Raw genomic sequence first — 26,199 nt, 5'->3', positions numbered from 1 at the left:
AGGGGGACTGATTTGATTTGCTAAGAAAACTAGTTAGCCAACTAACTGAATACAGTGAAAATAATTCTCAGTACCATGAAAAGGTACCGAGAATATTTTTTTACATTAAGAGAAAAGTTTTTGTTTTACATGCTCAGCGAAGCCGCTACCAGCTTCTAAATAGAAGTTATATGTGGAATCAACCCCCATATCTTCTAGTTCTTTTTGCTGATCTGGGTAGTTTGCAATGGCTGTCACCTGACCTTGATAGCCTGAAGCTCGAAGTTGTTCCAACGCAAATATATTTTGCATATGCTTTGGCATTGCAAGCATCACCATACCCACATGGGAGTGATTCACTCGCTGCCAAAAGTCTGGGTCAGTTGCATCGGCTAGTAACACTCGGCGGCCACGTTTAATGTGTTTTTCAACCACATCAGGCTTGATATCAATGCCCGCAACGAGATTTGGGTGTGTTTGACTGATTGTTTCATAGGCACCCGTACCAATGCGGCCCATTCCAAATATAACGATTTTAGTGTCATTTAGATTTACCGGCAGCTCTTCTGCAAGGCGGCTGTTACTTTCAAATTTAAGCAACCAATGTTCAATTTTTACATACACTTCATTCGAGCGTTTATTTAAAGGCGATGCGAGTATAAAGGTGATTGACACAGCGATAGCCATAACGGCGAGCCATTCAGACGTGATTAGATTGCTAGTGGCTGCAACAGCGCAGACAATCAAGCCAAATTCACTGTAATTAGCTAAGCTAAACGCGCTTAATAGTGAAGTACGGGCACGTAATTTGAAAGCGTTTGTCAGCACATAATAAAGTGCAACTTTTAATGGCAAGACTAAAATTACGATGAGTGCAACAATCACTGCGTTGCTGGTTCAGCTCTGCATTCAAACCAATATTTAAGAAAAAACCAACCAGTAATACGTCTTTTAAATTAAGCAGTGATTTTGATAGCTCACCAGCTTTTTTATGAGACGCGAACATCATACCGATGATCAACGCACCTAAATCACCTTTAAGGCCTGCAAACTCGAAGGCTTGATAACCAATAATCAGCGCAAAGAAAAAGCCAAAAAGGGGCAATAACTCACCGTGTTTTGAGCGATTTAATACCCAGAACATCACAGGGCGTAAAATAGGTAAACCAACCAATAATGCCAAAGCCCAAATGTTCGGGGCCTTACCAGTACTGATGGCTAAGAATATGACGGCAAAGATATCTTGCATAACTAAGATACCAATGGCGATTTTACCATGGAGGCTTGCCATTTCACCGCGTTCTTCAAGTACTTTTACTGCAAAAACGGTGCTTGAGAAGCTAAAAGCAAAACCGACTAACAATGCACTTTGCCAAGTAAGTTCGTTAAATAAAGGTAGTGCAAGGGCTCCTAGCAACAACATAAAACCACTGAAGAGCGTACTGCTTAAAACAATATGCATTGAGGCGGGCGCCCAAACTTGTGGTTTCATTAAGTTTGATACTTTGAGCTTAAGACCGATGCTAAACAATAACAAAGTAACACCCAAGCTTGCCAATGTATTCAGCAGCTCGGTTGTCTTATATCCATATAGGTTGAGTGCAAAACCCGCTAATAAAAAGCCGATAAGAGGAGGCAGCTTTAGCTGGTAAACAGCAAAGCCACAAACGAACGCGGTAGCAAAGTAAATTAGTTCCATAGTTTTTCTTTTGACTTCTTTTGTTAGAAGTGTAGCGAAATATTTGTTGTTGGAAAACAATATCAGACAGTAAGAGTTCAAAAAATAAGCACTTATACATGATTTATTGATTAATCCGCCAAAAGCATCATTTTTTCGCTGACATTAGCTTTTAATTGTGGTTAAGATGCATTAACAAAGGAATTTAAGCCATAGGTTAGAAGCTGGCTTAAGGAGAAAAGATGTTTAAGAAAATCCTTGCATCAGTAGGTATTGGTGCAGCAAAAGTTGACACTGTACTTGAGACAGAGCATTTACAACCGGGTCAAAAATTTAATGCCGTTATTGTTATTAAAGGCGGCGATGTTGATCAAGACATATCGGGTTTAGACTTAGCACTGATGACGCGTGTTAAAGTCGAAGGTGAAGATGGTGAGTACTTTACAAACCATGTGATTGAAAAGTGGCGAATTACAGATATCGGCACGATAGCAGCAGGTGCTGAAAAACATATTCCATTTGAAGCACGCCTGCATTCAGAAACACCGATCACCGAAATTAACGCTGGTTATAACCAATCACATGTGTGGCTTGAAACAGGCCTAGATATTGATTTAGCCCTTGATCCCACTGATCGTGATGCACTTCACATTTATCCTAATGATGCCGTGAGCACGTTAATGGAAGCGATGGATAGACTTGGCTTTAGTTTAGTCAAAGCGGATGTTGAAAAAGGCTTCTTAAGAGCGCCGACATTCCAGTCACATTCGGGTTGTTATCAAGAGCTAGAGTATCGTCCAAATAGCCGAAGCCTGTTTGGCTTGCAAGAGATTGAGTTGTCGTTTGTGCCTGAAGCACATAAAACCCATGTGCTCATCGAGCTTGATCGTGCCTTTAGAGGGGATGGTTATGTCGATTTAACGATTGAGCATGATCATGTAAATCTATCGCAGCTGTGTGATCAGCTAGAACGATTATTTGCTTAAAGACTAACGACTGAATAGCGAGTTAAAACCCAGCTACGGCTGGGTTTTTTGTCTTCATTAAGGAGCATTATGTTTTCTATTAAAAGTTATAACGAACTCAGTAAAGATGAGTTATTTGCCATTTTACGAGTGCGGGTTGATGTATTTGTGGTAGAGCAAACATGCCCTTACCCAGAAATTGACGAAGTGGATAACAATGCGCAGACCCAACACGTGTTCTTGTTTAAAGGTCAGCAGGTGGCAGCCTATGCACGATGTTATAAAAAGAATGAGCAATTTAGCGCATTTGGTCGAGTGCTGGTTGCAGAGCAATTTCGTGGTGAAGGACTTGCAACCAAGCTGGTGCAAACCGCGATAGATACATGTAAAGAGCATTGGCCTGATAAAGCGATTATGATTGGTGCTCAGTGTTACTTAACAGCGTTTTATCAGCAATTTGGTTTTGAGAATGTGGGGGATGATTACTTAGAAGATGGTATTCCACATCAAGATATGTGTTTGAAGTAGCCTAATGGCCACTTCAAACATAAACATTGATTAGCTCAACAATGAGTTAGCAAATACCAGTGCGATGGCAAGTGGGCAAATAAACTTGATGTACCATGGCCATACTTTCCAGAAGAAACTATTGGCAGCTTCCGGGCATCCTTGTTGAATTTCTTTTAGTAACGATGCGCGATGCCAAATCCAACCAACGAAAATACAGCACATTAAGCCAAGAACAGGTTGTCCAATCTTAGTGGTTAAGGTGATCACAAAACCAAATAGCGTTCCTAAGTTAAAGACAATTGTAAAGCTAATCAGGGCAATAATACCGCCAATAATCCAAGTTGCTTGTACACGCTTTAGCGCAAAACGCTCAACAGCATAAGAAACGGGTGCTTCTAGCATCGAAATTGATGAGGTTAACGCTGCAATACTCATTAACGCAAAGAAAGCAAAACCAACAAAAATACCCACATTGCCCATACTAGTGAAAAGTGCCGGTAGTACTTGGAATACAAGCGTATCTTCAGAAAGTAGTGCACCTTCTGCTGAGAAAATCTCAACGCCCTGCGCCTGTGCTACATACATTGCGGGGATAATAAGTAAACCGGCTACAAAGGCAATAAACACATCGATTAAAGTCACATAAGCGCCTAACGATACTAGGTTTTCTTTTTTGCTGATGTATGAGCCGTAGATGATCATTACGCTAGTACCAAGCGATAATGAGAAAAATGCTTGTCCTAACGCATTCACTAATAACTCAGGGTTTAAAATCGATGAAAAGTCTGGCACTAAATACGCTTTTAAGCCTTCCATTGCGCCATCTTGAGTCATTACATAGATGATTAGCATAAACAAAATACCTAACAGGGCAGGCATTAAGCGCTTAGACCATTTTTCAATGCCGTTTTCGACGCCTTTAGAGATAATCGCAACGGTTAAAATAATAAATGCGGCAGTAAATATTAGGTTTCTTGATAGTGATTGCTCACTAAGCCAAGCGCCAGCGTGATCTTGGCCCGCTAATTGTGCAACAGGTTCTAGGGTCGCACTTAGCATCCAACCTGCCACGATAGCATAGAAGCTAAGGATGAGACCGGCACAAATAATACCGCCAAAGCCCACCATGAAGGCGAACTTCTTTTGCCATGCTTGATTCGTTACTTTTCGAAGTGAAGTGACGGCATTAGCTTGACCATGACGACCAATCACTAACTCAGCCATTAAAGCAGGGTAAGCAAGGCAAAATGCTAATATTAAATAAGCCACTAAAAATGCGGCACCGCCATTACTTGCAGTTTGCGTTGGGAAACCCCAAATATTTCCTAAGCCAACAGCAGAGCCTGCTGCAGCCATAATAAATCCAAAGCGGGAGCTGAACTCCCCACGTGATGCGCTCATATTATTGTTACTTCTCTATTTGTGACGGCGCTGACAATCTACTTGAATTAACACTAAATAAAAAGGGTTAATCTAGGTCAAATTCGTTCTATATATTGTTATCTTTGAAGTCAGCGTACATTTCGTGCAATTGTTCTCTACAATACGAGACAATTAACGTAATTGAAACATGTTTAAAGGCTTTTATTTTGAATTGAAAGAGTAAAACACGCGCCACCTAGCTGCTTACTTTTTGATACTTCGACCGTACCATGATGCCAATCAACAACTTTTGCAACGATAGCAAGGCCGAGCCCGTAGCTTTCGCCATCTCGATTGCGATGCGTTTGTTCTTGGAAAAATGGGCTAAATACTTTTTGCCAGTTTTGTTCGCTGACACCCGGGCCGTCATCTTCAATTTTAATCATAACGGACCCACTGGTACTCGTAGCACTGAGTAAAATTTCTGATTCAGCAAAGTCGCAAGCATTACTTAATAAGTTAACAATGGCGCGAGCTAACCAGTGTAAGTCAGCACAAATATCACCGCCTTCAATGTGGTGATTAATACGCAAGCCCTGTTGTTCAAGCTTAGGCTCAATCTGATGGATTAAAGTCAGAATATAGGTTTCTAGATCAGAATGATTAAAGGTCAGTTGATTCGCTTTTTGCTCAAGGGTTGCAAATGCTAGATAGCTTTTTAGCATTGACTCCATTTGATCTAAGTCGTTTTCCATTCGTGCAAGATACTCAAGGCGCTTTTCGTCATTGCTACAATCTTGCGCTGCCTCTAGGCCAAACCGTAAACAAGCGATAGGTGTGCGGATATCGTGAGATAAACTCGATGCCATCAACTTATTCTCATCAAGAAGTTTTTCAATTTGACTCGCCATGCGGTTAAATGTCAGCTCAACATCTTTGATATAGGTAAAGTGAGATACGTGAATACGACTTTTTAAGTCACCTTTAGCAAAGCGCTTTGCTGCTTCATTCAAAACGGTTAAACGCTTGGCGAGTGGCGCAATAATAAACCCCATAAATATGCATAACCCTGCATAGAACAACAAGGTCAGTAATACATCGTTGCCTTGCTCATGCGTTAAATCTTTATCTAAACGCATTTTTAGATGATGCGTATTAAGTGCTGCATCACTGTAAAGTAAATAATAGCCTTGTTGATCTTCGAGGATAAGGCCGCTCGGTTGGGTTATTTGTGATAATAGTGAATGGGGAAGTGCAAGCGATTGTGTCGGACGATATTCAAGTTGCACTGCAAAGTCTTGATTAATATCCGTGATAGCTTGCTCGCGCTGTTTAGCGTCAAGCTTAGCGAGTTGTTTTGCAAACCCTTTAATCATTTGTGTTTCGCTAGAAAACACATCTTGAGGTGTTTGGGTTTGTTGGCTAAAAGCATCAATTAGCCAACCCAAAACAATGATTGAAAGCAGGGCGCTACCGAGTAGCGAAATATAAAACTTTTTCACAGGCGCGAGTCGTTATTGCCAAGCGGTGGCAACGAGTAAATAGCCTTTGCCCCAAATAGTTTTAATTTTTTCAGGGTGCTGTGGGTCATCATTAAACTTTTTTCGTAATGATGAAATCAGCACATCAACACTTCTGTCCAAGCCATCATATTCACGCCCTTTCGTTGCCTTAAATACCGCATCACGAGAAACCACTTGGCCTGCATTACTTGCTAAATAATGGAGTAAAAGGTACTCAGCGCTTGAAATATGGACCTCTTCGTCTGCTAGGTAAACTGTGCGTGACTCCGTATTGATTGATAACTTACCTACATTAATAAGCTCAGAGTTTGTGCTTGATTCGTGTGTATCTGACTTAGAGCGAAGAGCCGCTTTTATGCGTGCTAGTAAAGCGCGAGGGCGAACGGGCTTCATCATGTAATCAGTTGCACCTACTTCAAGGCCAATCACTTCATCCATTTCATCATCACGCGCTGTTAGCATGATAATCGGGGCCTGATAAAACTGTCGTAAATCGCGGCATACACTAATACCATCTTGGCCTGGTAGCATAATATCTAACAACACTAAATCTGGATTTGTTTTGCGGACTTGCTCAACGACTTGGTCGCCACGCTGGCATAGTGTCGTTTTGTAGCCTTGTTCAACTAAATATTCCGCAACCCAATTGGCGAGGGAGATATCATCTTCAACTAATAAGATAGTTCCGTAATGTTCCATTATTTACTCCTGCTTAGAACAGTCGCCAACGACGTTTCTTCTGACGATTTTTATAGACCCACTGTAATTGTATTTCAGTGCTTGCGACAACCTTACCGTTATCACTACTTATAAGTTCAAAACCAATGGTTTCTGCTGAATCAAATTGGTATCTAAATAAGCCTTTTTGTTGCATCAACCAACATTGCATTATGTGCTTGCTCTCTGCGTTGCGTAAGCAGTAATTGCCAATTTGTTGCTGATGCCAAGTTATATCAACCTCAGCATAGCAATTTCTGCCCTCTCGTAGTGCAACGCACGTATCGGGCAGGGCAATGAGTGCATTTTCAGCTTTTTTCTCACCTTCTGGCTGTTGCTCGGCTAGCAATGGCCCTGACAGTAATAAGGTAAAGCACAAGTAATACTTAGAAAACATAACGCACGCCTACCTTGGCTTTATGCTGATACTCTTGAGAGATAATAGGGCTTTGGTGAATACCGTTTGAAAACCAAGTCGATAACCAACCAGTTAAAAACACCCAATGTCTGTTAATTGGGTATTCTGCATGAAATTCAAAAATAAGACTGTAAGAGGTATCTGGGCTATATACAGGGCGAGTTGCCAAGGCTTCAGAGTCTGAAATTCCGAAGTAGTAATTTGTAAAGTCTTCTGAGTAGGCACTTAAACCAACGCCAGAGCGAAACTCCCAATTCCGCCAAGGGATAATCTGGCTAAAAAACGAATTCATTACCCAGCCATTGTGTGCTCCCGACACGTCATGTAAGTACTCAAATGAAATTTGCGAGTTTTCAAAGCGGCGCGATAAACGAAGACCTACATCAAAATCGTAGTCGCGCGTTCTAATACCTTCGAGCTCTTTAATGACGTCATTGCCGTAAATGTTTAAGCCTGTTTCATCAAAGCCTGATTGAATATTAGTACCGACAATATCTAAGCCCCATTCAAATTTATCGATAACGCTGTAACCTAAGGTTAAACCACCACTGAGTTGGCTTTGATCGTAATCGAGGTAAAAGCTGTCGTAAGAAACGGCGAGGTGAACGTCTGGCTCTATGCCATCATTGTAAGAATCCATGCCTACAAGGTAAGAATCTTCAATGTAGTACCCTAAACCTATGCCCCAGTCCCATGCAAAGCCTTGGCTTGGTTCTAAAGTATTGTCTGCATAATAGCGGTTACTTGCTTGGCTTGTAGCGCTAAGCAAGGTTAAACACGTCAATAATAGGGCACTGTAAACTCGCAACGTTGCATCCTTGTCTGTGAGAAAGGGTAATAGCTTATAGTATATTGTTAAGGAGTTCCTGTAATCTGTAAAAAAATGTAGTAGCAGAAATTGGAAGTGTAAGAAAGTGTTACGAATTCAAAGAGGGGTGCTGCTTGCCTATGGGCAGACAAACAGCGTATTCAAATTACTGCACTTTTATTTTATCGATTAAAATGCTGCTCAAGTAATACTGCATCATAGGTGTAAGTGCACTAATTTCTGTTCGGTTACAGGGACCTTGCTCTTTTTTAAAGGCGTTCATTCGTGTAATCGTTTGGTAAGCTGGAATCGTTACGTCTTGATTAACACGCGCCATACGAGCTTGTTCAGAGTTTTGCTCGTGCACAAAACTCGCAACTTCTAATTCATTCTTTATTAGTTGCTGTTGTTCAAAGCTATAAATTAGCGGTTCACGGTGAAAGCTTGCGCTATCTATTGATGATTTTGCAAACCAAACAACGTCACCGGTTTTTTTGTGGGTAAGGCGCATACTTACCTGACCTAAAATCGTTGCACATTGCTGAACAGGGAACTGTTTTGCTACTTCTTCGAATAAAGGCAATGGTTTTTCGGGTTTCACCAATTTGTATTCTGTGTCTTCAATGAGCTCAAGGTCTAACTGATGAATTGATAGGGTATAGTCAGCTTGTGCGCCTTCAGCGACAACCTTTAATTGCTTTGCTGTCAGTGCTTCAGTGATTTGCGAATAAAGTGTATCTGTGACACTGGTTTTATCAGCAACGATGCTCACCGTTTGGTTTTTACTTACAGCATGTGCAGGTAATTGTACTGATTTTACTTTAGGCGCCGCATGCTCTGTTTGATACTCAACTTGAAAACGTTGGCTCTGTAAGCTAGGTTTTTTTGGCATAGCAAGTAATGGTGCAGGTTCAGGTTTTAAAGCGCAACCGGCTGAAATTAAAGTAAAAAACAAAACTACAAGTAAGCGCATAAAGATTAATCTACCCATAAATATTTAAGATTAAGCGTATTGTACGTTAGTCGAGACAAAAGTTCATGATAATATGTGATCAGAAACTTCCTAATCAGACTTAAAAAAATAAATAATGAAGTACAGCTTATCCTTAATACCTTTTTTCCTTTGTTCTTTATTACTGCTCTCAATGAGTAGTGAAGCTGCTTCGAGTGATAAACAATGGCAAACTTTCGTTGCTGATTACAATAAACACCTTACCCGTAAACTACGCAGTAAAGGAATTCCGGGCGGATCTCTGGCAATTGTTAATATTGGTCAGGATGATTTTATTCGTGGCATCGGGCGAACAAAAATTGAAAATGGTCGTAATGTTGATAAGCATACCCGGTTTCGTTTAGCGTCAGTTTCAAAAACCTTTGCGGGTTCTTTAACTGCAAAGCTGGCTGCACAAGGGGAATTTAATATTGATGATCCTATTAGTAAGTTTATTCCCGCTTTTGCTAACACTGCTTATAAAGATGATTTAAAAATTTACCATATACTCAGTCATTCTAGTGGCTTGGTCCCTAATGCGTACGATAACTTAATCGAATCGCGGATGAGTTACCCCGATATCGTTGCGCAACTATTAACCGTTGAGCCTATCTGTAAACCGAGCGAATGCTATGGGTATCAAAATGTGATGTTCAGTTTGATTGACTCTGTCATTTTTCAATCAACTCAGATGGATTACTCACATTGGATTTCTGAATATATTTTTGCGCCATTGAAAATGGTCGATGCCAGTGTAGGCTTTGATGAGATGGTGAAAGACGATAACTATGCACATCCTCATGTACGCGGCCGAAAACGTTGGTATACATCACGATTAAAGAAGAACTATTACAAGGTCCCCGCAGCTGCGGGAGTGAATGCCAGCGCAAATGATATGGCTATCTGGTTGAATGCGCAGCTAGGGCAGTACCCAGATGTATTACCGCTAGAAGCATTAATAAAACAAACACGTCCTTATACTCACACCAAAAAAGAGACTCGTCGTAGAGTTTGGCGCGAACATGTTAAAGATGCTTATTACGGGCTAGGCTGGCGTGTATATAACTATGATGATGAAGTGCTGTATTACCATAGTGGTTGGGTACAGGGGTATCGCAGCGATATTGTGGTATTTCCGCATCTGAATATAGGTTTTAGCTTAGTGCTAAATGCAGAAACGGGTTTGATCAATGAATTAACTACCGAGTTTATCAACCGGGTACTTAAGTACACCCGAGAACAAAAATAGTGCGAGTCAAAACGTTTAGTTACAAATTCGTGCAAAATTATTTTTGCCAATAAAAAAGCCAGCATTTTAGCTGGCTTTTTTATGATTAGAGATTACTCAGGCGAAAGTTAACCGCGTGGTAATTGAATCTTTTTCTCTTCGCTTTGGCGATACAATACAATTGTGTGACCAATTGTTTGTAATTTAGTTGCGCCAGTTTCGCGAACAATCGCATCAAAAATCAATGCTTTAGTTTCGCGCTCGTCAGTAGGTACTTTTACTTTGATTAGTTCGTGGATATTTAACGCGTTTTCAATTTCAACTAAAACGCCTTCTGTTAAACCGTTTGCACCAAGTAAAACAACAGGTTTTAAACTGTGTGCTTGACCTTTTAAAAACTGCTTTTGTTTGTTCGATAATTTCATGATGTTACAAATTTTGCTGAATATGGCTTGAATTAAGGGTATTCTAACGCCATCTAGAGAATATTACTAATTAGTTACGTATTAATTTTATGGCAAATAAAAAACATTCGGCCAGTTCTAAGCGTTGGCTGAAGGAACATTTCGACGATCCTTATGTTCACGAAGCGCAAAAGAGAGGTTGGCGTTCTCGTGCGGTATTCAAATTAGACGAAATTCAAAACAAAGATAAATTAATCAAACCATCGATGACAGTGGTTGATTTAGGTGCTGCGCCGGGAAGTTGGTCACAGTATTTAGCCGAAAAGGTTGGTGATAAAGGCCAAGTTATTGCTTGTGATATTTTACCAATGGATTCACTCGCAGGTGTTGATTTCCTACAAGGTGACTTTCGTGAAGAAGCAGTGCTTGATGCACTTTTAACCCGCATCGACGGGAAAAATGTTGATGTAGTTTTTTCTGATATGGCGCCGAATATGAGCGGTAATACATCGGTAGACCAAGCGGGTAGCATGTATTTAGTTGAGTTGGCATTAGACATGTGCCACCAAGTTTTAAAGAAAAATGGTGCATTTTGTGTCAAAGTCTTCCAAGGCGAAGGATTTGATCAATACTTACAAGAAGTACGTAATAGCTTTAAAGCGGTCAAAATTAGAAAGCCTGACGCATCGCGTGCCCGTTCTCGCGAAGTTTATATAGTGGCGACAGGCTACAAACTGTAGTACAGTTGTGCTGCGTTAAGTAGAATTTAAATTAATTGGATACAAGAGGTTAACTCCTTGAGCGATATGGCGAAAAATCTAATACTCTGGCTGGTCATTGCAGTAGTGCTAATGTCAGTGTTTCAGAGCTTTAACGGTGGTGATCAAGCTGATCGCCAAACAAGTTACACTCAATTTGTTAGCGACGCTCGTAGTGGCGCTATTCAAGAAGTTTCTATTGAGAGCACCACAGGTACAATTACGGGTACCAAAACAAATGGTGAGCGCTTTCAAACTATCATGCCAATGTATGACAAAGACATCTTGAATGATCTTTTAAAAAGCAATGTTAATGTTAAAGGAGTTAAGCCTGAAGAGCAGTCTTTCCTTGCCAGCATTTTAATCTCTTGGTTCCCAATGTTACTGCTTATTGGTGTATGGATTTTCTTCATGCGTCAAATGCAAGGTGGTGGTGGTAAAGGTGCGATGTCTTTCGGTAAGAGTAAAGCGCGCCTGATGAGCGAAGACCAAGTTAAAACAACGTTTGCTGATGTAGCGGGTTGTGATGAAGCGAAAGAAGATGTAACTGAACTGGTTGACTTCTTACGTGACCCATCTAAGTTCCAGAAACTGGGTGGTAGCATTCCGAAAGGCGTGTTAATGGTAGGTCCTCCTGGTACCGGTAAAACCTTGCTTGCTAAAGCTGTAGCTGGTGAAGCAAAAGTGCCGTTTTTCACAATCTCTGGTTCAGATTTCGTAGAAATGTTCGTTGGTGTCGGCGCATCACGCGTACGTGACATGTTCGAGCAAGCAAAAAAAGCAGCACCTTGTATCATCTTTATTGATGAAATTGATGCCGTAGGCCGAAAACGTGGCGCAGGCATGGGTGGTGGTCATGATGAGCGTGAGCAAACACTTAACCAAATGCTTGTTGAAATGGACGGTTTTGAAGGTAATGAAGGTATTATCGTAATTGCTGCAACGAACCGCCCAGATGTATTAGACCCTGCGTTATTACGACCAGGTCGTTTTGACCGTCAAGTTGTTGTTGGTCTTCCTGATATCCGTGGTCGTGAACAAATTCTTAAAGTTCATATGCGTAAAGTGCCGTTAGGCGACAATGTAGAAGCTGCGGTAATTGCACGTGGTACGCCAGGTTTCTCTGGTGCTGATCTTGCAAACTTAGTAAACGAAGCCGCTTTATACGCAGCACGTGGTAACAAACGCGTTGTAAGCATGGCTGAGTTCGATGCTGCAAAAGATAAAATCATGATGGGCGCAGAGCGCAAGACCATGGTGATGAGTGAGCAAGAAAAAGAAATGACTGCTTACCATGAAGCAGGTCACGCGATTGTTGGTCGCATGGTGCCTGAACATGATCCAGTGTACAAAGTGTCTATCATTCCTCGTGGTCGTGCACTTGGTGTAACTATGTACTTGCCTGAGCAAGACCGTGTGAGCCACTCTAAAGAGCTTTTAGAGTCAATGATTTCTAGCCTTTACGGTGGTCGTATTGCAGAAGCGCTAATCTATGGTGATGATAAAGTTACCACAGGTGCTAGTAACGATATTGAACGTGCGACTGACATTGCTCGTAAAATGGTTACTCAGTGGGGTCTAAGTGAAAAATTAGGTCGATTACTTTACGCTGAAGATCAAAACGAAATGTACATGGGTGGCGGCGGTAGCCGTGCTATGAGCATGTCTGATGAAACAGCAAAAGTGATCGATAGTGAAGTTCGTTTATTCTCAGACCGTAACTATCAACGTGCAGAGCAAATCCTTAAAGATAACATTGATATCTTACATGCGATGAAAGATGCACTAATGAAGTACGAGACGATTGATGCGGGTCAAATTGATGACTTAATGGCACGTCAGCCTGTGCGCGAGCCGCGTGATGTTCATGATCGTCGCTCTGATGATAAAAAGCCAACCACATCTACTTCTAAAGTAGTGGAAAGTGAGGCAAAAGAGTCAGAACAAACGTCAGAAACAAAAACAAATGTTGATGACAAAGCCGAATAGTCGGTACAATTAGACACAGAAAGGCCCCGCTAGTCGGGGCTTTTTTATTACAAAAAAATGCGCAATTTTCAAACTGTTATCTAGAATAATAAATGCGCAATTGACGCTAATTAATAGCATAGGTGTTCAATGACCGTTCTTAACTTACCTCGAGGTCGTACATTACACCTCGACTCCCCAGTCGTGATGGGGATTTTAAATGTCACTCCAGACTCTTTTTCTGATGGTGGTAGTTACTGTCAGCTAGACAGCGCTGTCAAACAAGCTCAAACGTTATTAAATCAAGGCGCAAAAATAATTGATATAGGTGGTGAGTCAACCCGCCCTGGAGCACCTGATGTATCTCTTGAAGATGAGCTCGAACGCGTTATTCCATTAGTTAAAGCCCTTAGAGCAACCAGCGATTGTATTATTTCCATTGATACCAGCAAAAGCGAAGTGATGCGCCAAGCGATTATTGCAGGAGCTGATATCATCAATGATGTCAGAGCACTGCAAGAGGCAGGTGCGATTGAGGTATTGGCCCAATACCCAGAAGTAGCAATTTGCTTAATGCATATGCAAGGTCAGCCTCGTACGATGCAAAGTAACCCACACTATAATGATTTATTAGCTGATATTAACGAATTCTTTGCAGAGCGTTTAGCCGCATGTGAGCAAGCGGGCATTCAGCAACAACGTATTATTTTAGATCCAGGTTTTGGTTTTGGTAAAACTTTGGCTCATAATTATCAAATACTTAAAGAATTTAATCTATTTAATAAGTTCAATTTACCAGTTTTAGCAGGTCTTTCTCGTAAATCAATGATCGGTAATTTATTAAATAGAGACACGAATGAACGCTTAGCAGGAAGCCTTGCTGGTGCACTGATTGCAGCACAAAACGGTGCAAAAATCATTCGTGTTCATGACGTACAAGAAACAGCTGACGTGCTAGCGGTTTGGCAAGCATGTGAACGAGGAATTTCAAATGAGTAACACAAGAAAGTATTTTGGCACAGATGGTGTGCGTGGCATGGTGGGTGAGTTTCCAATCACTCCTGAATTTGCGCTAAAGCTAGGTTGGGCTGCAGGCCGCGTTTTATCAAAAATTGGTACCAAAAAAGTCATTATTGGTAAAGATACTCGTATCTCTGGCTATATGCTCGAAACATCACTTGAAGCCGGTTTAATCGCTGCGGGTATTGATGTTGTATTATTAGGCCCTATGCCGACACCGGCAGTGGCTTACCTTACGCAAACGTTCCGTGCTGAAGCTGGCATTGTTATCAGTGCATCTCATAATCCTTATCATGATAATGGCATCAAGTTTTTTAGTGGTCGAGGTTTAAAGCTTGCAGATGAAGTCGAGCTTGAAATTGAAGCCATGATGGATGAACCGATGACTTGTGTGGCTTCTGATAAGCTTGGTAAAGCTCGTCGATTAGAGACAGCAGATGGCCGCTACATTGAGTTTTGTAAAAGCCAGTTCCCACAAGGCTTATCGCTTGAGGGCTTAAAAATTGTGCTCGATTGCGCAAATGGTGCCACTTATAACATCGCACCTTCTGTAATGCGTGAGCTTGGCGCAGATGTTATCTGTCATGCCTGTGAGCCAAACGGGGTAAATATTAACCTTGAGTGTGGCGCAACCCACGTTGAAACCCTTAAGCGTAAGGTATTAGAACACAATGCGGATGTCGGTATTGCTTATGACGGTGATGGTGACCGCGTAATGATGGTTGACCATAATGGCCGTGTATTTGATGGTGATGACATTGTTTATATCATTGCTTGCCAAGCTGCAAATGACGATATGTTAGGGGGTGGTGTCGTTGGTACGGTAATGTCAAACATGGGCCTTGAAAATGCCTTAAAAGCCCGAGGAATTGAATTTGCTCGTAGTAAGGTCGGTGACCGCTACGTGATGGAGCTACTGCAAGAAAAAGGCTGGAAAATCGGTGGTGAGAGCTCAGGTCACGTGTTAAACCTTGATTTGATCAGCACCGGTGATGGCATTATCTCAAGCTTACAAGTGTTAGCTGCGATGGTTGCACAAAATAAAACGTTGCAAGACCTCGGGGCTGGTTTTACAAAGTACCCAATGAAAATGATTAATGTGCGCTACCCTCAAGGGACTGATCCGACACAAGATCAATCTGTAATCGATATGGTTGCACAGGTCGAAGAAAAATTAGGTGATACAGGGCGTGTATTACTTCGAAAATCAGGAACGGAACCTGTTGTGCGAGTAATGGTAGAAGCTGAACAGGAAAAAGTTGTTCTTGATAGCGCACGTAAAATAGCCGCAGTTGTCGAAACTGTGAGCAAACAAACCGTGGTATAACAATAACCTCTTGTAACTTTGGGCAAGTCGAGTTAGTATCTTGCCCGCTTTCTAATGTGGAGTGGAATAATGGCAACACGTAAGCCGATGGTCGCAGGTAATTGGAAAATGAACGGCTCTTTAGAGCTTGTTGAACAGTTATCAAATGCTATCAAAAATGTTCAATCGGATGAACTGGATATAGTGGTGTTCCCACCATTCCCATTGTTGAGTTCTTTGCAGCAGCAAAACGTTACGTTTGGTTCGCAAACAGTCTCTGAAAACCAAGCAGGTGCATTTACGGGTGAAGTAGATGCTCAGTTAGTAAAAGACTTAGGCGCAACTTATACGTTAGTGGGACATTCTGAACGTCGTAGCATTTACGGTGAATCAGATGAGGTTGTTGCAGATAAATTTGCTCGAGCGCAGCAAGTTGGCTTAACTCCTATTCTTTGTGTGGGTGAAAGTGAACAGCAACGTGAAGCAAATGAAACTGAATTAGTGGTTGCAGCACAAATTGATGCTGTAATTAGCAAATTAGGTGTAGCAGCACTGAAGAATTCTGTGGTAGCATACGAGCCCGTTTGGGCCATTGGCACAGGTAAGACTGCCTCTCCTGAGCAAGCGCAATCTGTACATAAGTTTATCCGTGAGAAAATTGCTTCTGTGGATAGCGATATAGCACAGCAACTAACCATCTTATATGGTGGTAGCGTGAATGAAAAAAATAGCGAATTATTATTTGCACAACCAGATATAGACGGCGGCCTCATTGGTGGCGCAAGTCTTAAAGCAGATTCATTTACTGCTATCTGTGAAAGTGCAAAAGGGACCGTATAAGATGTACGAAATTTTATTAGTAGTTTATTTAATCGTTGCTTTAGCATTAGTTGGTATGGTTTTAATCCAACAAGGTAAAGGCGCAGATATGGGTTCATCATTTGGTGCAGGTGCTTCTGCAACAGTGTTTGGCTCATCGGGTGCTGGTAACTTCATGACTAAAACAACAACAATCTTAGCAACGATCTTCTTCGTACTAAGTATTGTTCTAGGTAACCTTACAGCAGGTCAAATTAAAAAGACTGATGAGTGGGAAAACCTAGAAGCTGCGCCAGCTGTTGAATCTGTAACGCCAGCACAAACTGATGTGCCTGCGACAGAAGAAAAAGCGTCTGACGTACCTAACTAATTAGCTTTGCTAATTATCGTTAAGCAGTTTCACTCCTCAGGTAAACGATAAGCTTAACAACATACAGAATTGTATGCGGATGTGGTGGAATTGGTAGACACGCCATCTTGAGGGGGTGGTGGCTTCGGCCGTGGGGGTTCAAGTCCCCCCATCCGCACCAAAATTAAAAAGCCGTAACTCAGTGAGTTACGGTTTTTTTCGTTTTAGTGCCATATAAAATGCAATACGCACCTTTATAGTGCTTTTATTCTAATTTCATTTGCCAGCCTGAATTCAAGCTGTTGATTTATATTGAAAATCAAACTTGGAGTCTTCCTTGCTTAACTTGAGTTGGTATCCCATTACTTTAAGGAAGCAAAATGGCCAGAATGAGTTATTTAAGTGCTATAGAACGCTATGAAGAGCAACAAGTGCTTATTCATAATTTACTGCTTTCTATACTCGCCAGTGTTCAAGCGTCTTTAACTAATAAGCAAGAATATCAACAGTTAGTCAATCAATATCCATTTTTAGAATTACAATATTGTTTAAACGAACAAGGTATTCAACAAGGGGATAATGTTTGCTTTAAACGTCAATATAAAAAGAAGCTCAGTCATATTGGTGCAGGGCAGGACTTAAGCGCTCGACCTTATTTTTTACTCGCTTCTGCTACGCCGGAACCGCACTTTACATCGCCGTATATTTCCACGGCGACAAAGCACTTGTGTATTTCTGTGATTAAAACAATTCCTTCAGGTAATAATTTGCAGCAGTTCTTAGTCATCGATGTGTGTTTAACTGAACTGATTGAATTTATTATGGGTGACATAAAGCGAGCACGAATGACACCGTACTTTAAGGTAGGTTATGGCTTGATTGTTGGTTGCTTATTCTGTTTGGTGTTCTACCTGCTATATAAAGTATTTGCCGGCATGGTGGACTTAGTCTTAAGCGAAGACATCCAGTCAGACCCGCTTAAACCATTTACCATTATAATCTTTGTTACGTTAGCGTTGGCCATTTTCGATTTAGGCAAAACTATTCTAGAAGAAGAAATCCTCATGCATAAGGATATTTTTCGGCACAGCTCAACGAGACGTACGATCACACGCTTTATCTCAACAATTTTGATAGCAGTATCGATAGAAGCCTTACTAACCATGTTTAAAGCAGCGCTCGGGCAAACTGAATATGTAATTCCTGCAGTGCTTATGATGTTTGCTGTTGTTGGTTTATTAGTTGCTCTTGCAATCTATGTATACTTAGGTGCCAAGGCTGAAGATGTGCTGACTCAGGTACAGCGCTTAAAAGTAAAACACTAATGACTAGGGCGCTTTGTTTAAAACCCAGCGCCCTGAAATTGATTAAAGTGTACCGCCAATGCCAATACTTGGGTTAACGTACACAGGGCCTACTTTAAACGGCGCATTAATATCTAGGCTTGCATAGGGGGTGCAGGCATTTAAAGCTAACATTGCTGCTGCAAGAGCCGCTAAGCGAATCATTTTTTTATTCATTACATTTGCTCCTGAATTACAATACCAGCGCCTGCTGGATCACGAATAATTGCGACGCTGCCACTTCGTACTTTGTCATTTGGTGCCATTAGAACTATGCCGCCTGCTGCGGTTACTTTTAATAGGGTCGCGTCAACATCGGCTACTTTAATGTAATTCACCCATGTGTTGCCTATCTCGGCATCTGGTTTTTTTACAAAGCCAATCGCAGGTGTGCCATTTAAGGCTAAGTAACTGTAATTGCCATTATTAAGCGGTTTATTTTGTGCTGAATAATTACCAAGTGATTGGTAAAAGGCTTTGCTCTGCTCTGGATTATCACTCCATACTTCTTGCCAAATCCAGCCGTTATCAGTTTGCTGAGCTTCAGGGTCACCATTTACTGTATTGATCAGCGAAAACACAGCCCCTTGAGGATCTTCTAATACAGCAATAGTGCCACGGCCTTTAATTTCGGTACTGCTTACTAAGACTTTACCTCCGGCTTTGATCGTTTTTTCGCTGACGGCAGCGATATCTTTGCTACTGATAAGGCTCAGCCAATGGCTGGCATTTTGCTTATTATCAAGTTCTGCCATTCCAGCAATTAATTTTCCGTCTAATGATGCCAGCGTGTAGCTGTCGTTAACGGCTTGAAATTGCCAACCAAACACGCTGCTATAAAATGCTTGAGATTGTGCCAAATTAGGTGTGATCAAATCATGCCATACAACGTGCCCTGAGTTTTTTGTTCCCGAATCACTGATTGCAGGTAGTTCACTTGAAGTAAGTTGGCAACCAGTCAATGAGACAGCTGTGACTGCTATTAAAATTGCAGCACGTAAGGGGGTGAGTACTTTCAAAGTTTGCTCCTTGCAAAATGGGGTCAAATAAAAGCATAGACCATTATTTGTTTGTTATTCAATCAAAAAGAGGTTGTTTAATGATCTAAAACCATAATTGAGCCTGTTTTAGTTGTTCGGTGTTTAATTAGGTTTATCAACTGCTTTTGAATTAATTAGCGAAAAATCATCAAGTAAATCTTTTCAGCATTAAATCCAAGTCAATTTTAGTATTAAAAGCAATGAGTTAATTATTAACCTTGTGAAAGAAACATTATAGCGTTTAATTTTCATTCACTTATTCACGCTGTGTAATCAACGGCTTAAACGCATCTAAGCAAAATTCAACAATGTTAAAATCTTAATTCACATAATCTAAGACCGTTAACGAGATGATTCATATGGAAGTGAAGTGGCTAAACGATGAAGTTATTCCCGGTCTTATTAGTAGGTTGTGTGATAAATCCCTGTTTTGCATTTGATGATGTGAGTTTGACGCTAACTGGAGAGGTTAGTGCAAAGTGTGGGTTTGAAGCACAATCGGCGGAACTGCAGTTTTCAGAGAGTGGCATAGTTAACACGGTTTTGGTAATTAACTGCAATACACCGATGAAGGTGTCTATACACTCTCAAAATGGTGGATTACGTCATCAGCAAAGCAGTGTGATTAACAACTACAGAATGAGCTTGTCAATTGTGAGTACAGCGCTGAAAAAGTCTTACATGGCAGAGCAGCTTCACAACAAGCAAGTATTCTCAGTGAGTGATATTTTGTTTGAGCGGGTGATGGATGTTCAGTTTCAGCTTACCGAACCACTTATATATGCGGGTGAATACAAGGATATCTTGCGCATAGAAATGACCCCAACCATTGCCTCTGGTGGTGTTTGGTAGTCGCTAATAATTTTATAAGGAATAGTGGAATGAAAAAGCTAATAGCACTATCTGCAATTGCAATGCTCTCGTCAGGCGCTGCACTTGCTGAAAACATTAATATCAGCGGTTCTGTCGCTTCGGTTTGTGAGGTAAGTAATTTAGATACATCGACTTACTTTCCAAGTATTGCTAAAGATCAAACGACGACACTGGATTTTGAATTGCAATGCAATGACTCAGATGGTGCCACACTGACATTAACAACGTCTGAAGGGCACTTACAAAACGCTGATGACGAGGATGATGGTGTCGGTTATACCGCCGCGTTAACTGCAGCGCCATTTGCTTTTACGCTTATTGCTGATGATGGTGATAACGATGAAAGCGCTGAACAAAGTCAACCTGGTTCTGCTGCTTTGGCAGTAGGGGGTATTCCTGGCACGATTGTACTGACTATTACAGAAGACCCAATATATTCTGGAACGTACTCAGACACTTTAATGCTAACTGTTACAGCTAATTAAGTTATTTTAGGCAGCCTAGGCTGCCTTATCATCAAAGGAGAGATGATGCTTAGACTTATCTATTTATTCTCACTTCTTCTTTCATTTCACAGTGTCGCATTTCAAGTTCAGCCTATGGTTGCTGAATTAGCGCCAAGTGGCTCTAATGCACAACAAACAATTCGTGTAATGAACAATTCATCAGCTTCGCTCGCTATTGAATTAACAGCATTTGACTTAAAAATTACACCCTCGGGTGAGGAGCAGCTGACCACAAACGATGCAGATTTTTTCATACTGCCAATGACAACCATTATTGCACCTGGAAAGTCTCAATCAATTTTAATTCGCTATGTGGGCGATCCTATTTTAACAGCCTCTAAATCATACCGGATTGGCGTTGACCAAGTAATGATTGATACAGGTGAATCGAACCAATCGGGTGTTGGCATTGCGACTAGCTTTCGTACCTTATTTACTGTGGTACCCGAAGGGGCTACAGCAAAACTTGTAATTGAACAAAAGCAGCAACAGCAAGAAGGGCTTTGGAAAGTACGGTTAAAAAATGAAGGCAATAAATTACTGCGTTTATCTAAATCAACTTGGTTTATTGAACAGCATGATGACACTATGAGCTTAGCTGGCGATGAGTTAAGTCGTGCATTATCAGGCAAGCTTTTATTGCCACACTCTTCTCGTGAGGTCTTACTAAAAGTACCTAAGCAGTTTAAAGCCGAGCAAAGTCAGTTAAAGGTACAATTTTAATGCGTATCTTTGCAGTATTAATTTTATTTAATTCGCTGTTCTGCACTGCTGTGGAAGTAAGCCCAATGGTACTAAGCTTGGATCCAACCAAGCCACAGCAAGTAACCTACAGTACGATACATAATGTATTTAACCGTGAAGTCGCTTTTGATATAGAAATATTTGAGGTTGATTTTTCTGGCCCGGAGCCAATGTTTCGTTATCAAGAAAATAGCCCTGTTTGGGTGTTTCCTCCAACATTGTTATTGCACCGTGGTGAAAGTCAACGAATCCAAATGCGCTGGGTAAGTGAAGCCCCGAGCCTAGATAAAACCTATCAAATTAGTTTAGTTGAGCAACCACTTTTAAACTCTGCAAATGCGTCTGAGCCACAACTGACGATGTTGCTTAATGTGAATTTAATTGTTCATGTACATCAAGAGAGCTTTTTACCTGAACTTGTTGTCGAAAAGAGCTTATGTAGTAATTACAGCTGTGAAATAACGGTAGCAAATAATGGTAAGGGGGCTGCCCGCCTGAGCGAATATGATCTTGCTATACATTTGTCTCATCAACAAATCGCTTCATTTAAAAAACAACAACTAAAAGCATCGGGTTATGACGTGTTCTTTGCGCCACAAAGCAAACAGCAAGTGCTTATTCCGTTGAAGGATAGTGTTAATGCAGAAGTTATCTCGCCAGACGTTGCGCTATCTCAGTAGTCTGCTTTTTTGCTTTGTGTGTATGTCTTTGTTTAATGCAGGTTTAGCCTATGCAAAAATAAATACCACATTAAAAGAGCTTGAACTCACTGTTAGCTGCTACTTAAACAAGCAACCTCAAGCAAACATTTCATTACTAGTAACTCCGGATGATTCATTGCTATTAAAGCATTCAGAATTGATGGAGTTTTTAAGACCAATAGCAAATACCCAAACGCTTGAACACATAGAAATGCTTGTTGATGAAAGAGGCTTAGTAAATATAGAAGAGCTTCAAACATTGGGCATTGGTACTGTGTTCGAACTGCTTGATTTTAGCTTAAAGATAACCTTGCCAATGAGCATGATCAAAGAGAAAAGTATTACCGCAGTGTCAAAGCGAAACCAACAACAAGCAATAAAAAGCGCAAACTACAGTGGCTACATTAATGTGTATTCGAGCTATGTGTATCAATCAAATCAAGCACAAGATTATGAACAAAAGCAGCTAACAGTAAGGCCTGAAGCGGTTTTAAATCTAAAAAATTGGGTGATTGAAAACGAAGCCCAGTTTGTAAATACACCAAGTAACCATGACTTTAAGCGTTTAGGCACGAGAGTAATCCATGATTTACCCATTCATGGCATGCGTTTTTCATTGGGCGATAATTACAGTGCGGGTAGTTATTTTCAATCAACAACTCGCATCCTTGGGCTGTCGCTTGCCCATGATTTTACTCTTGTTTCTGACAGAACAATTCGACCAAGTGCATCGCAGCGCTTTACGCTAGATAGCCCATCTTCTGTTGAAGTATATATTGATGATCGCTTATTTAGACGCCTGAACTTGCCTGCAGGTATTTATTCACTGGACGATATTCCGTTAATAGAGGGCAATAATCATATTGTTTTAAAGATCACGGATAATGCGGGTGTTACAAAAGAGGTCAACTTTACACTTACCACAGGCCTCGATTTGTTCTCTGAAGGGCAGCTTGAATACGAACTTCACTTTGGTTACCCAGCACAATTAGCAGATAAATTAGCCTACAATTATGATCAGCCTTTATTTTCAGGCTTTATTGACTACGGTATCTCAACAAGTTGGACTGCTGGTTTTTCAGCCCAAGGGAATGAAGAAACACAGCAACTCGGCTTTAAGCAAATATTTGCGACCCCAATAGGGCAGTTATCATTTGAAAATGCAATTAATCTTGATGCAACGAATGGCTATGCATATCGATTTGCCTATAGCTCATTTAGACAACCATCTCAGACTGGAACCGATTTCAGCATTGGCTACGAATACAGTAACCCTGACTTTTATCAGATAGCTTTTAATGATGAATTGAGCTCGCTTGCTAATTCTAGACAGCACTTTATACAAGCAAATCTCAACTTTATGAGTGACTCATCAGTGCAAACGTCGCTTTTTGCAAATGTTTCTAGACGTCATGAGCAAACGGGGGTTGAAAAATCAACGGGGGTGACTGTTTCAGGCAATATAAACACTCACCAGTGGTATTATTCACTTGGTGGGCAGTGGCAAGAAACAGAGCATCAACAACAGTGGAGTTTTAATTTCTCGCTGAGTTATCAGTTTTCGCACAGGCAAAGATTAAAGTTATCGCACCAATCTAAATACGATAAATCCAGATTGGAGTTTGCTCAAAATGAAGATCAGCGCTTTGTTGGTGCACTAAATTTACGTACAGGGTTAGAAAAAAATAACAATAACGAAGCCGTGTTTGATCTCAACAGCCAATACAATACAAATCGATTATCGATGAGTTTTGACCACGGCACTTACTACCAGCATTTAAATGGCAATGTGCTGCATCATCAAAGTCGTGTTAGTGCTGCTGCAAGTATTGCCTTTGCTGGTTCTCAGTGGGGTGTAGGAAAGCCTATCCAAAATAGCTTTGCCTTGGTCAGCGCGCACCCAAGTTTAGCTGAGAAAACAATTAACCTAGGATCACAAGGGGCGGATTATTTAGCCACTAATTCAGACCTACCAACCCTCTTACTCGCTAATATAAATGCCTATGACAGAACCACTGTTGCGGTTGATGTTGAAGACTTAGCACCTGGATATGACTTAGGAGCTGGTAGCATCATTTTTTATCCTTCTTATAAAAGTGGCCATGATGTTGTAATTGGTTCACAGAACAATATTTCCATGCTGGGAACGTTAAAAAATAGCGAAAACGAACCGTTAGCACTTCAAGTTGGTGAGGCGCGTTGCATTGAGGAGCAAGCAGCAGAGCCTTACTTATTTTTTACAAGTAAAACAGGGCGCTTTGCACTGACTGGTCTAAAACCATGCCAATATCAAATTGTGCTAAAAAATGTCATCCATGAGCCCTTAATTATTGATATAGATACACAGCAACAGCTGCATAATAAAGGAGTGATTTATGTACATTAAGCGGTTTCTATTTTCAGCACTTTTAATTAATGCGCTCTTTTATACATCGGCGTGTTTTGGCCAGTGTTCTGCAAAGATACAAAGAATTGAGCATCTATTCGATAACTTACAGGATTACCGAACACTACAAAATCAAGATGCTGAAAAGCAGATTAAAGTAATCATAGAGGGCGACACAAGTTGTTCATACTATTTGCAAGTCTCGAGTGAAAATAACCAACAATTGCGTGGTCAGTATCAACACATCCCTTATTTCATTGGAAATTCAAGTTCGATTTTTAATAACTCATCTGTCAATAACCTTGCTATTTCTGACAATACAACAGATTTACGGTTTGTGATTGCAAAAGGTAGCATCGCACGTGCAGGTCAGTATCAAGATACCGTCAAACTCGTACTTAAAAGTCAATTTCATGAAGTGGTTGATGAGTTAGATTATGATTTAGATGTATCAATCCCTACTCATGTCGCACTGTCTTTTTTAGGATATAACAGTGCTAACACAAGTATTGATTTAGGGGAGCTTATACCTCAAAAAGAATATAGTTTGCTGCCTAGTTTACAGGTTGTTGCAAATACAGATATCACAATGACTATTTGGTCAGAGCATAATGGTAAACTGATTCATGAGCTTTACCAAAGCAGCTATGCAATTAACTATTCACTGGCGCTTACTGGGGACTATGTCGAGCTAAATCACGCAATGAAAAGAAGGTTCTTGTTTACCAAGCAGACAGATTTTTTAATTCCTTTAAAAATAAAGTTAACTGCATTTAGTAACCAAGCTGCAGGTCAGTATCAAGATACCATTCGCTTCCAAGTTAGCCCGCAAGCTTATTGATTTTATTTATGTTCCTTTCGCACCACTGTAAGGCTTTTTGTTTGTTTTTGACATTGATTTTTTGGTAAATCTTATGCAAATGAACTCGCACAGTTGCTTCGCTAATAAATAAAGTATCAGCGATTTGAGGGCAGGTCGCACCAGAAGAAAGCAAGAGCAGCACTTTAGATTCTTTAAACGTTAAGTTGTTTGATTGAATTTGATTTTTTTGCTCAGTTTCGAGCATTTCTCTCATCCATTTATCGCTCACCGTTCTTGGAAACCACAAAGATCCCTTTTTAATTTCTTGCAGCCCTTGTTCAAAAATATCTGTTTTGGTGTTTTTAAAAAATAACCCTTTTAGTTTTGGCCAGTCTTTTAATGGCAGCACATCCGCTCTATGAGGCATATTAAAAATAACGAGATGATGATAACCATGGGTTTTCATAAACTCACTTATTAATTCACGATTTGTCAGTGTGTCTAAAGAGTCGTAATTGAGCAACAATGTTCTCTCATCGTTCGCAATACAGTAAGGAAGAATCGAAGCTGATGACACAGAATCAGCTGCGTTTTTATTAAAAAGAAAATCCATATTCACGCCAAAAACTATCTGTAAATGATAATACCAATCCGCAATAGCAGTTAATTAAGCGAATTAGTAGAGCAAGTAATTGTGTTGCTGATTATTACGTTTAAAAAATGAAATTCCAACAGAGGAAAACGCTGCGCAAATTAATGTTTAGTTAGCTTTTGCTAACTTGGCAGCACCGTATTAAACATTACCTGAGTTGGGTACTCTTTGGGAACTGAGAAATTTCTGAAATTGGCTTGTACCGCTATGAAAAATAACATAAAACACGTTCATTCTTTGTTCATTAAAATTATGTTAATTGGCAAGCTAATTGCGATAATGTAGAACTAAACATTTATTTTTATTTACTATTTCGCAAAGAGTTTAGTGACTTATAATTCGAATAGAG

The 26,199-nt window shown here is 40.6% G+C and carries 26 protein-coding genes, 1 tRNA gene and 1 pseudogene; 17 read left to right on the top strand and 11 right to left on the bottom strand.

Annotated elements, in window-relative coordinates; translation table 11 throughout:
* Positions 1–105: 105 nt before the first annotated feature.
* Positions 106–1,678, bottom strand: a pseudogene (locus C2M33_RS13115) (cation:proton antiporter domain-containing protein).
* 221 nt (positions 1,679–1,899) lie between these two features.
* Here C2M33_RS13115 and C2M33_RS13110 point away from each other — a divergent pair.
* Complete coding sequence (locus C2M33_RS13110) at positions 1,900–2,643, top strand: sporulation protein (RefSeq protein WP_054561870.1); 744 nt, start codon at positions 1,900–1,902, stop codon at positions 2,641–2,643.
* A 66-nt stretch (positions 2,644–2,709) separates the two neighbouring features.
* Positions 2,710–3,150 (top strand): GNAT family N-acetyltransferase, encoded by a 441-nt coding sequence (locus tag C2M33_RS13105; RefSeq protein ID WP_063700094.1) that lies wholly within the window; start codon positions 2,710–2,712, stop codon positions 3,148–3,150.
* Between the two features lie 30 nt (positions 3,151–3,180).
* Here the strand turns inward: C2M33_RS13105 and C2M33_RS13100 are convergent, their stop codons facing one another.
* The 6 genes from C2M33_RS13100 to C2M33_RS13075 form a co-directional block, all read right to left on the bottom strand.
* Complete coding sequence (locus C2M33_RS13100; RefSeq protein ID WP_105174626.1) at positions 3,181–4,533, bottom strand: sodium-dependent transporter; 1,353 nt, start codon at positions 4,531–4,533, stop codon at positions 3,181–3,183.
* Positions 4,534–4,706: 173 nt separating this feature from the next.
* Entirely contained in the window at positions 4,707–5,996 is a 1,290-nt protein-coding gene (locus C2M33_RS13095; protein ID WP_105174625.1) for a sensor histidine kinase, read from the bottom strand.
* Between the two features lie 12 nt (positions 5,997–6,008).
* Entirely contained in the window at positions 6,009–6,716 is a 708-nt protein-coding gene (locus C2M33_RS13090; RefSeq protein WP_063700088.1) for a response regulator transcription factor, read from the bottom strand.
* Positions 6,717–6,729: 13 nt separating this feature from the next.
* A complete protein-coding gene (locus C2M33_RS13085) occupies positions 6,730–7,131 on the bottom strand; it encodes a DUF3019 domain-containing protein (RefSeq protein ID WP_105174624.1) in 402 nt (133 codons plus the stop codon).
* A complete protein-coding gene (locus tag C2M33_RS13080) occupies positions 7,121–7,960 on the bottom strand; it encodes a MipA/OmpV family protein (RefSeq protein WP_105174623.1) in 840 nt (279 codons plus the stop codon). Before C2M33_RS13080 ends, C2M33_RS13085 begins: the two co-directional genes overlap by 11 nt.
* Before the next feature lie 166 nt (positions 7,961–8,126).
* Positions 8,127–8,933: a hypothetical protein gene (locus tag C2M33_RS13075; protein ID WP_105174622.1), complete on the bottom strand. Its 807-nt coding sequence runs from the start codon at positions 8,931–8,933 to the stop codon at positions 8,127–8,129.
* Positions 8,934–9,048: 115 nt separating this feature from the next.
* Here C2M33_RS13075 and C2M33_RS13070 point away from each other — a divergent pair, with 115 nt between their 5' ends.
* A complete protein-coding gene (locus C2M33_RS13070) occupies positions 9,049–10,200 on the top strand; it encodes a serine hydrolase domain-containing protein (RefSeq protein ID WP_105174621.1) in 1,152 nt (383 codons plus the stop codon).
* A gap of 107 nt (positions 10,201–10,307) precedes the next feature.
* On the opposite strand, the gene yhbY is transcribed toward C2M33_RS13070, so the two are convergent.
* Complete coding sequence (yhbY, locus tag C2M33_RS13065) at positions 10,308–10,604, bottom strand: ribosome assembly RNA-binding protein YhbY (RefSeq protein WP_105174620.1); 297 nt, start codon at positions 10,602–10,604, stop codon at positions 10,308–10,310.
* Between the two features lie 89 nt (positions 10,605–10,693).
* Between yhbY and rlmE the strand changes: the two genes are divergently transcribed.
* From rlmE to C2M33_RS13025, 8 genes are all read left to right on the top strand, one after another.
* Positions 10,694–11,323, top strand: coding sequence for a 23S rRNA (uridine(2552)-2'-O)-methyltransferase RlmE (rlmE, locus tag C2M33_RS13060; RefSeq protein ID WP_105174619.1), 630 nt, complete (start codon positions 10,694–10,696; stop codon positions 11,321–11,323).
* Between the two features lie 66 nt (positions 11,324–11,389).
* Positions 11,390–13,330 (top strand): ATP-dependent zinc metalloprotease FtsH, encoded by a 1,941-nt coding sequence (ftsH, locus tag C2M33_RS13055; protein ID WP_105174618.1) that lies wholly within the window; start codon positions 11,390–11,392, stop codon positions 13,328–13,330.
* A gap of 129 nt (positions 13,331–13,459) precedes the next feature.
* Complete coding sequence (folP, locus tag C2M33_RS13050) at positions 13,460–14,308, top strand: dihydropteroate synthase (protein WP_105174617.1); 849 nt, start codon at positions 13,460–13,462, stop codon at positions 14,306–14,308.
* Positions 14,301–15,656 (top strand): phosphoglucosamine mutase, encoded by a 1,356-nt coding sequence (glmM, locus tag C2M33_RS13045; RefSeq protein WP_063700072.1) that lies wholly within the window; start codon positions 14,301–14,303, stop codon positions 15,654–15,656. The genes folP and glmM overlap by 8 nt, the downstream gene beginning before the upstream one ends.
* 69 nt (positions 15,657–15,725) lie before the next feature.
* The gene (gene tpiA, locus C2M33_RS13040; RefSeq protein ID WP_105174616.1) at positions 15,726–16,475 is read left to right on the top strand and encodes a triose-phosphate isomerase; all 750 of its coding nucleotides are present in this window, start codon (positions 15,726–15,728) and stop codon (positions 16,473–16,475) included.
* A 1-nt stretch (position 16,476) separates the two neighbouring features.
* Entirely contained in the window at positions 16,477–16,824 is a 348-nt protein-coding gene (gene secG, locus C2M33_RS13035; protein WP_063700068.1) for a preprotein translocase subunit SecG, read from the top strand.
* 75 nt (positions 16,825–16,899) lie between these two features.
* Positions 16,900–16,984: transfer RNA gene (locus tag C2M33_RS13030), tRNA-Leu, on the top strand.
* A gap of 199 nt (positions 16,985–17,183) precedes the next feature.
* On the top strand, positions 17,184–18,128 hold the full coding sequence (locus C2M33_RS13025) for a general glycosylation pathway protein (RefSeq protein WP_105174615.1): 945 nt from the start codon (positions 17,184–17,186) through the stop codon (positions 18,126–18,128).
* A gap of 42 nt (positions 18,129–18,170) precedes the next feature.
* Here the strand turns inward: C2M33_RS13025 and C2M33_RS21205 are convergent, their stop codons facing one another.
* Positions 18,171–18,323: a hypothetical protein gene (locus C2M33_RS21205; RefSeq protein WP_167350228.1), complete on the bottom strand. Its 153-nt coding sequence runs from the start codon at positions 18,321–18,323 to the stop codon at positions 18,171–18,173.
* Positions 18,323–19,165 carry a VOC family protein gene (locus C2M33_RS13020; RefSeq protein ID WP_063700064.1) on the bottom strand — a complete coding sequence of 281 codons (843 nt, stop codon included), beginning with the start codon at positions 19,163–19,165 and terminating at the stop codon, positions 18,323–18,325. Before C2M33_RS13020 ends, C2M33_RS21205 begins: the two co-directional genes overlap by 1 nt.
* A gap of 435 nt (positions 19,166–19,600) precedes the next feature.
* Here C2M33_RS13020 and C2M33_RS13015 point away from each other — a divergent pair, with 435 nt between their 5' ends.
* Genes C2M33_RS13015 through C2M33_RS12990 form a run of 6 tightly spaced genes read left to right on the top strand, consistent with a single transcriptional unit; the run spans position 19,601 to position 25,237 of the window.
* Positions 19,601–20,038, top strand: coding sequence for a hypothetical protein (locus C2M33_RS13015; RefSeq protein ID WP_233999196.1), 438 nt, complete (start codon positions 19,601–19,603; stop codon positions 20,036–20,038).
* A 29-nt stretch (positions 20,039–20,067) separates the two neighbouring features.
* A complete protein-coding gene (locus tag C2M33_RS13010) occupies positions 20,068–20,544 on the top strand; it encodes a hypothetical protein (RefSeq protein ID WP_063700060.1) in 477 nt (158 codons plus the stop codon).
* A gap of 45 nt (positions 20,545–20,589) precedes the next feature.
* Positions 20,590–21,288: a molecular chaperone gene (locus C2M33_RS13005; protein WP_105174614.1), complete on the top strand. Its 699-nt coding sequence runs from the start codon at positions 20,590–20,592 to the stop codon at positions 21,286–21,288.
* Positions 21,288–21,989, top strand: a complete 702-nt coding sequence (locus tag C2M33_RS13000; RefSeq protein ID WP_082873950.1) for a hypothetical protein — start codon at positions 21,288–21,290, stop codon at positions 21,987–21,989. The genes C2M33_RS13005 and C2M33_RS13000 overlap by 1 nt, the downstream gene beginning before the upstream one ends.
* A complete protein-coding gene (locus tag C2M33_RS12995; RefSeq protein ID WP_233999195.1) occupies positions 21,949–24,396 on the top strand; it encodes a fimbria/pilus outer membrane usher protein in 2,448 nt (815 codons plus the stop codon). The genes C2M33_RS13000 and C2M33_RS12995 overlap by 41 nt, the downstream gene beginning before the upstream one ends.
* Complete coding sequence (locus tag C2M33_RS12990; RefSeq protein ID WP_105174612.1) at positions 24,386–25,237, top strand: hypothetical protein; 852 nt, start codon at positions 24,386–24,388, stop codon at positions 25,235–25,237. The genes C2M33_RS12995 and C2M33_RS12990 overlap by 11 nt, the downstream gene beginning before the upstream one ends.
* Here C2M33_RS12990 and C2M33_RS12985 read toward each other — a convergent pair.
* Positions 25,218–25,811, bottom strand: a complete 594-nt coding sequence (locus C2M33_RS12985; protein ID WP_233999188.1) for a helix-turn-helix transcriptional regulator — start codon at positions 25,809–25,811, stop codon at positions 25,218–25,220. The two genes, C2M33_RS12990 and C2M33_RS12985, sit on opposite strands and share 20 nt — an antisense overlap.
* Positions 25,812–26,199 lie beyond the last annotated feature (388 nt).

Source organism: Pseudoalteromonas sp. T1lg122, from assembly GCF_002964825.1.
Classification (GTDB): Bacteria; Pseudomonadota; Gammaproteobacteria; order Enterobacterales; family Alteromonadaceae; genus Pseudoalteromonas; species Pseudoalteromonas gelatinilytica.
This window is presented reverse-complemented; position numbering and strand designations above follow the sequence as displayed.

What these genes read in the sequence shown, in the direction of transcription:
- C2M33_RS13110 (WP_054561870.1), top strand. Translation starts at nt 1,900, where the DNA reads ATGTTTAAGAAAATCCTTGCATCAGTAGGTATTGGTGCAGCAAAAGTT.
- C2M33_RS13100 (WP_105174626.1), bottom strand. Translation starts at nt 4,533, where the DNA reads ATGAGCGCATCACGTGGGGAGTTCAGCTCCCGCTTTGGATTTATTATG.
- C2M33_RS13090 (WP_063700088.1), bottom strand. Translation starts at nt 6,716, where the DNA reads ATGGAACATTACGGAACTATCTTATTAGTTGAAGATGATATCTCCCTC.
- C2M33_RS13085 (WP_105174624.1), bottom strand. Translation starts at nt 7,131, where the DNA reads ATGTTTTCTAAGTATTACTTGTGCTTTACCTTATTACTGTCAGGGCCA.
- C2M33_RS13075 (WP_105174622.1), bottom strand. Translation starts at nt 8,933, where the DNA reads ATGCGCTTACTTGTAGTTTTGTTTTTTACTTTAATTTCAGCCGGTTGC.
- C2M33_RS13070 (WP_105174621.1), top strand. Translation starts at nt 9,049, where the DNA reads ATGAAGTACAGCTTATCCTTAATACCTTTTTTCCTTTGTTCTTTATTA.
- yhbY (WP_105174620.1), bottom strand. Translation starts at nt 10,604, where the DNA reads ATGAAATTATCGAACAAACAAAAGCAGTTTTTAAAAGGTCAAGCACAC.
- rlmE (WP_105174619.1), top strand. Translation starts at nt 10,694, where the DNA reads ATGGCAAATAAAAAACATTCGGCCAGTTCTAAGCGTTGGCTGAAGGAA.
- ftsH (WP_105174618.1), top strand. Translation starts at nt 11,390, where the DNA reads ATGGCGAAAAATCTAATACTCTGGCTGGTCATTGCAGTAGTGCTAATG.
- folP (WP_105174617.1), top strand. Translation starts at nt 13,460, where the DNA reads ATGACCGTTCTTAACTTACCTCGAGGTCGTACATTACACCTCGACTCC.
- glmM (WP_063700072.1), top strand. Translation starts at nt 14,301, where the DNA reads ATGAGTAACACAAGAAAGTATTTTGGCACAGATGGTGTGCGTGGCATG.
- tpiA (WP_105174616.1), top strand. Translation starts at nt 15,726, where the DNA reads ATGGCAACACGTAAGCCGATGGTCGCAGGTAATTGGAAAATGAACGGC.
- secG (WP_063700068.1), top strand. Translation starts at nt 16,477, where the DNA reads ATGTACGAAATTTTATTAGTAGTTTATTTAATCGTTGCTTTAGCATTA.
- C2M33_RS13025 (WP_105174615.1), top strand. Translation starts at nt 17,184, where the DNA reads ATGGCCAGAATGAGTTATTTAAGTGCTATAGAACGCTATGAAGAGCAA.
- C2M33_RS21205 (WP_167350228.1), bottom strand. Translation starts at nt 18,323, where the DNA reads ATGAATAAAAAAATGATTCGCTTAGCGGCTCTTGCAGCAGCAATGTTA.
- C2M33_RS13010 (WP_063700060.1), top strand. Translation starts at nt 20,068, where the DNA reads ATGAAAAAGCTAATAGCACTATCTGCAATTGCAATGCTCTCGTCAGGC.
- C2M33_RS13005 (WP_105174614.1), top strand. Translation starts at nt 20,590, where the DNA reads ATGCTTAGACTTATCTATTTATTCTCACTTCTTCTTTCATTTCACAGT.
- C2M33_RS13000 (WP_082873950.1), top strand. Translation starts at nt 21,288, where the DNA reads ATGCGTATCTTTGCAGTATTAATTTTATTTAATTCGCTGTTCTGCACT.
- C2M33_RS12995 (WP_233999195.1), top strand. Translation starts at nt 21,949, where the DNA reads ATGCAGAAGTTATCTCGCCAGACGTTGCGCTATCTCAGTAGTCTGCTT.
- C2M33_RS12990 (WP_105174612.1), top strand. Translation starts at nt 24,386, where the DNA reads ATGTACATTAAGCGGTTTCTATTTTCAGCACTTTTAATTAATGCGCTC.
- C2M33_RS12985 (WP_233999188.1), bottom strand. Translation starts at nt 25,811, where the DNA reads ATGGATTTTCTTTTTAATAAAAACGCAGCTGATTCTGTGTCATCAGCT.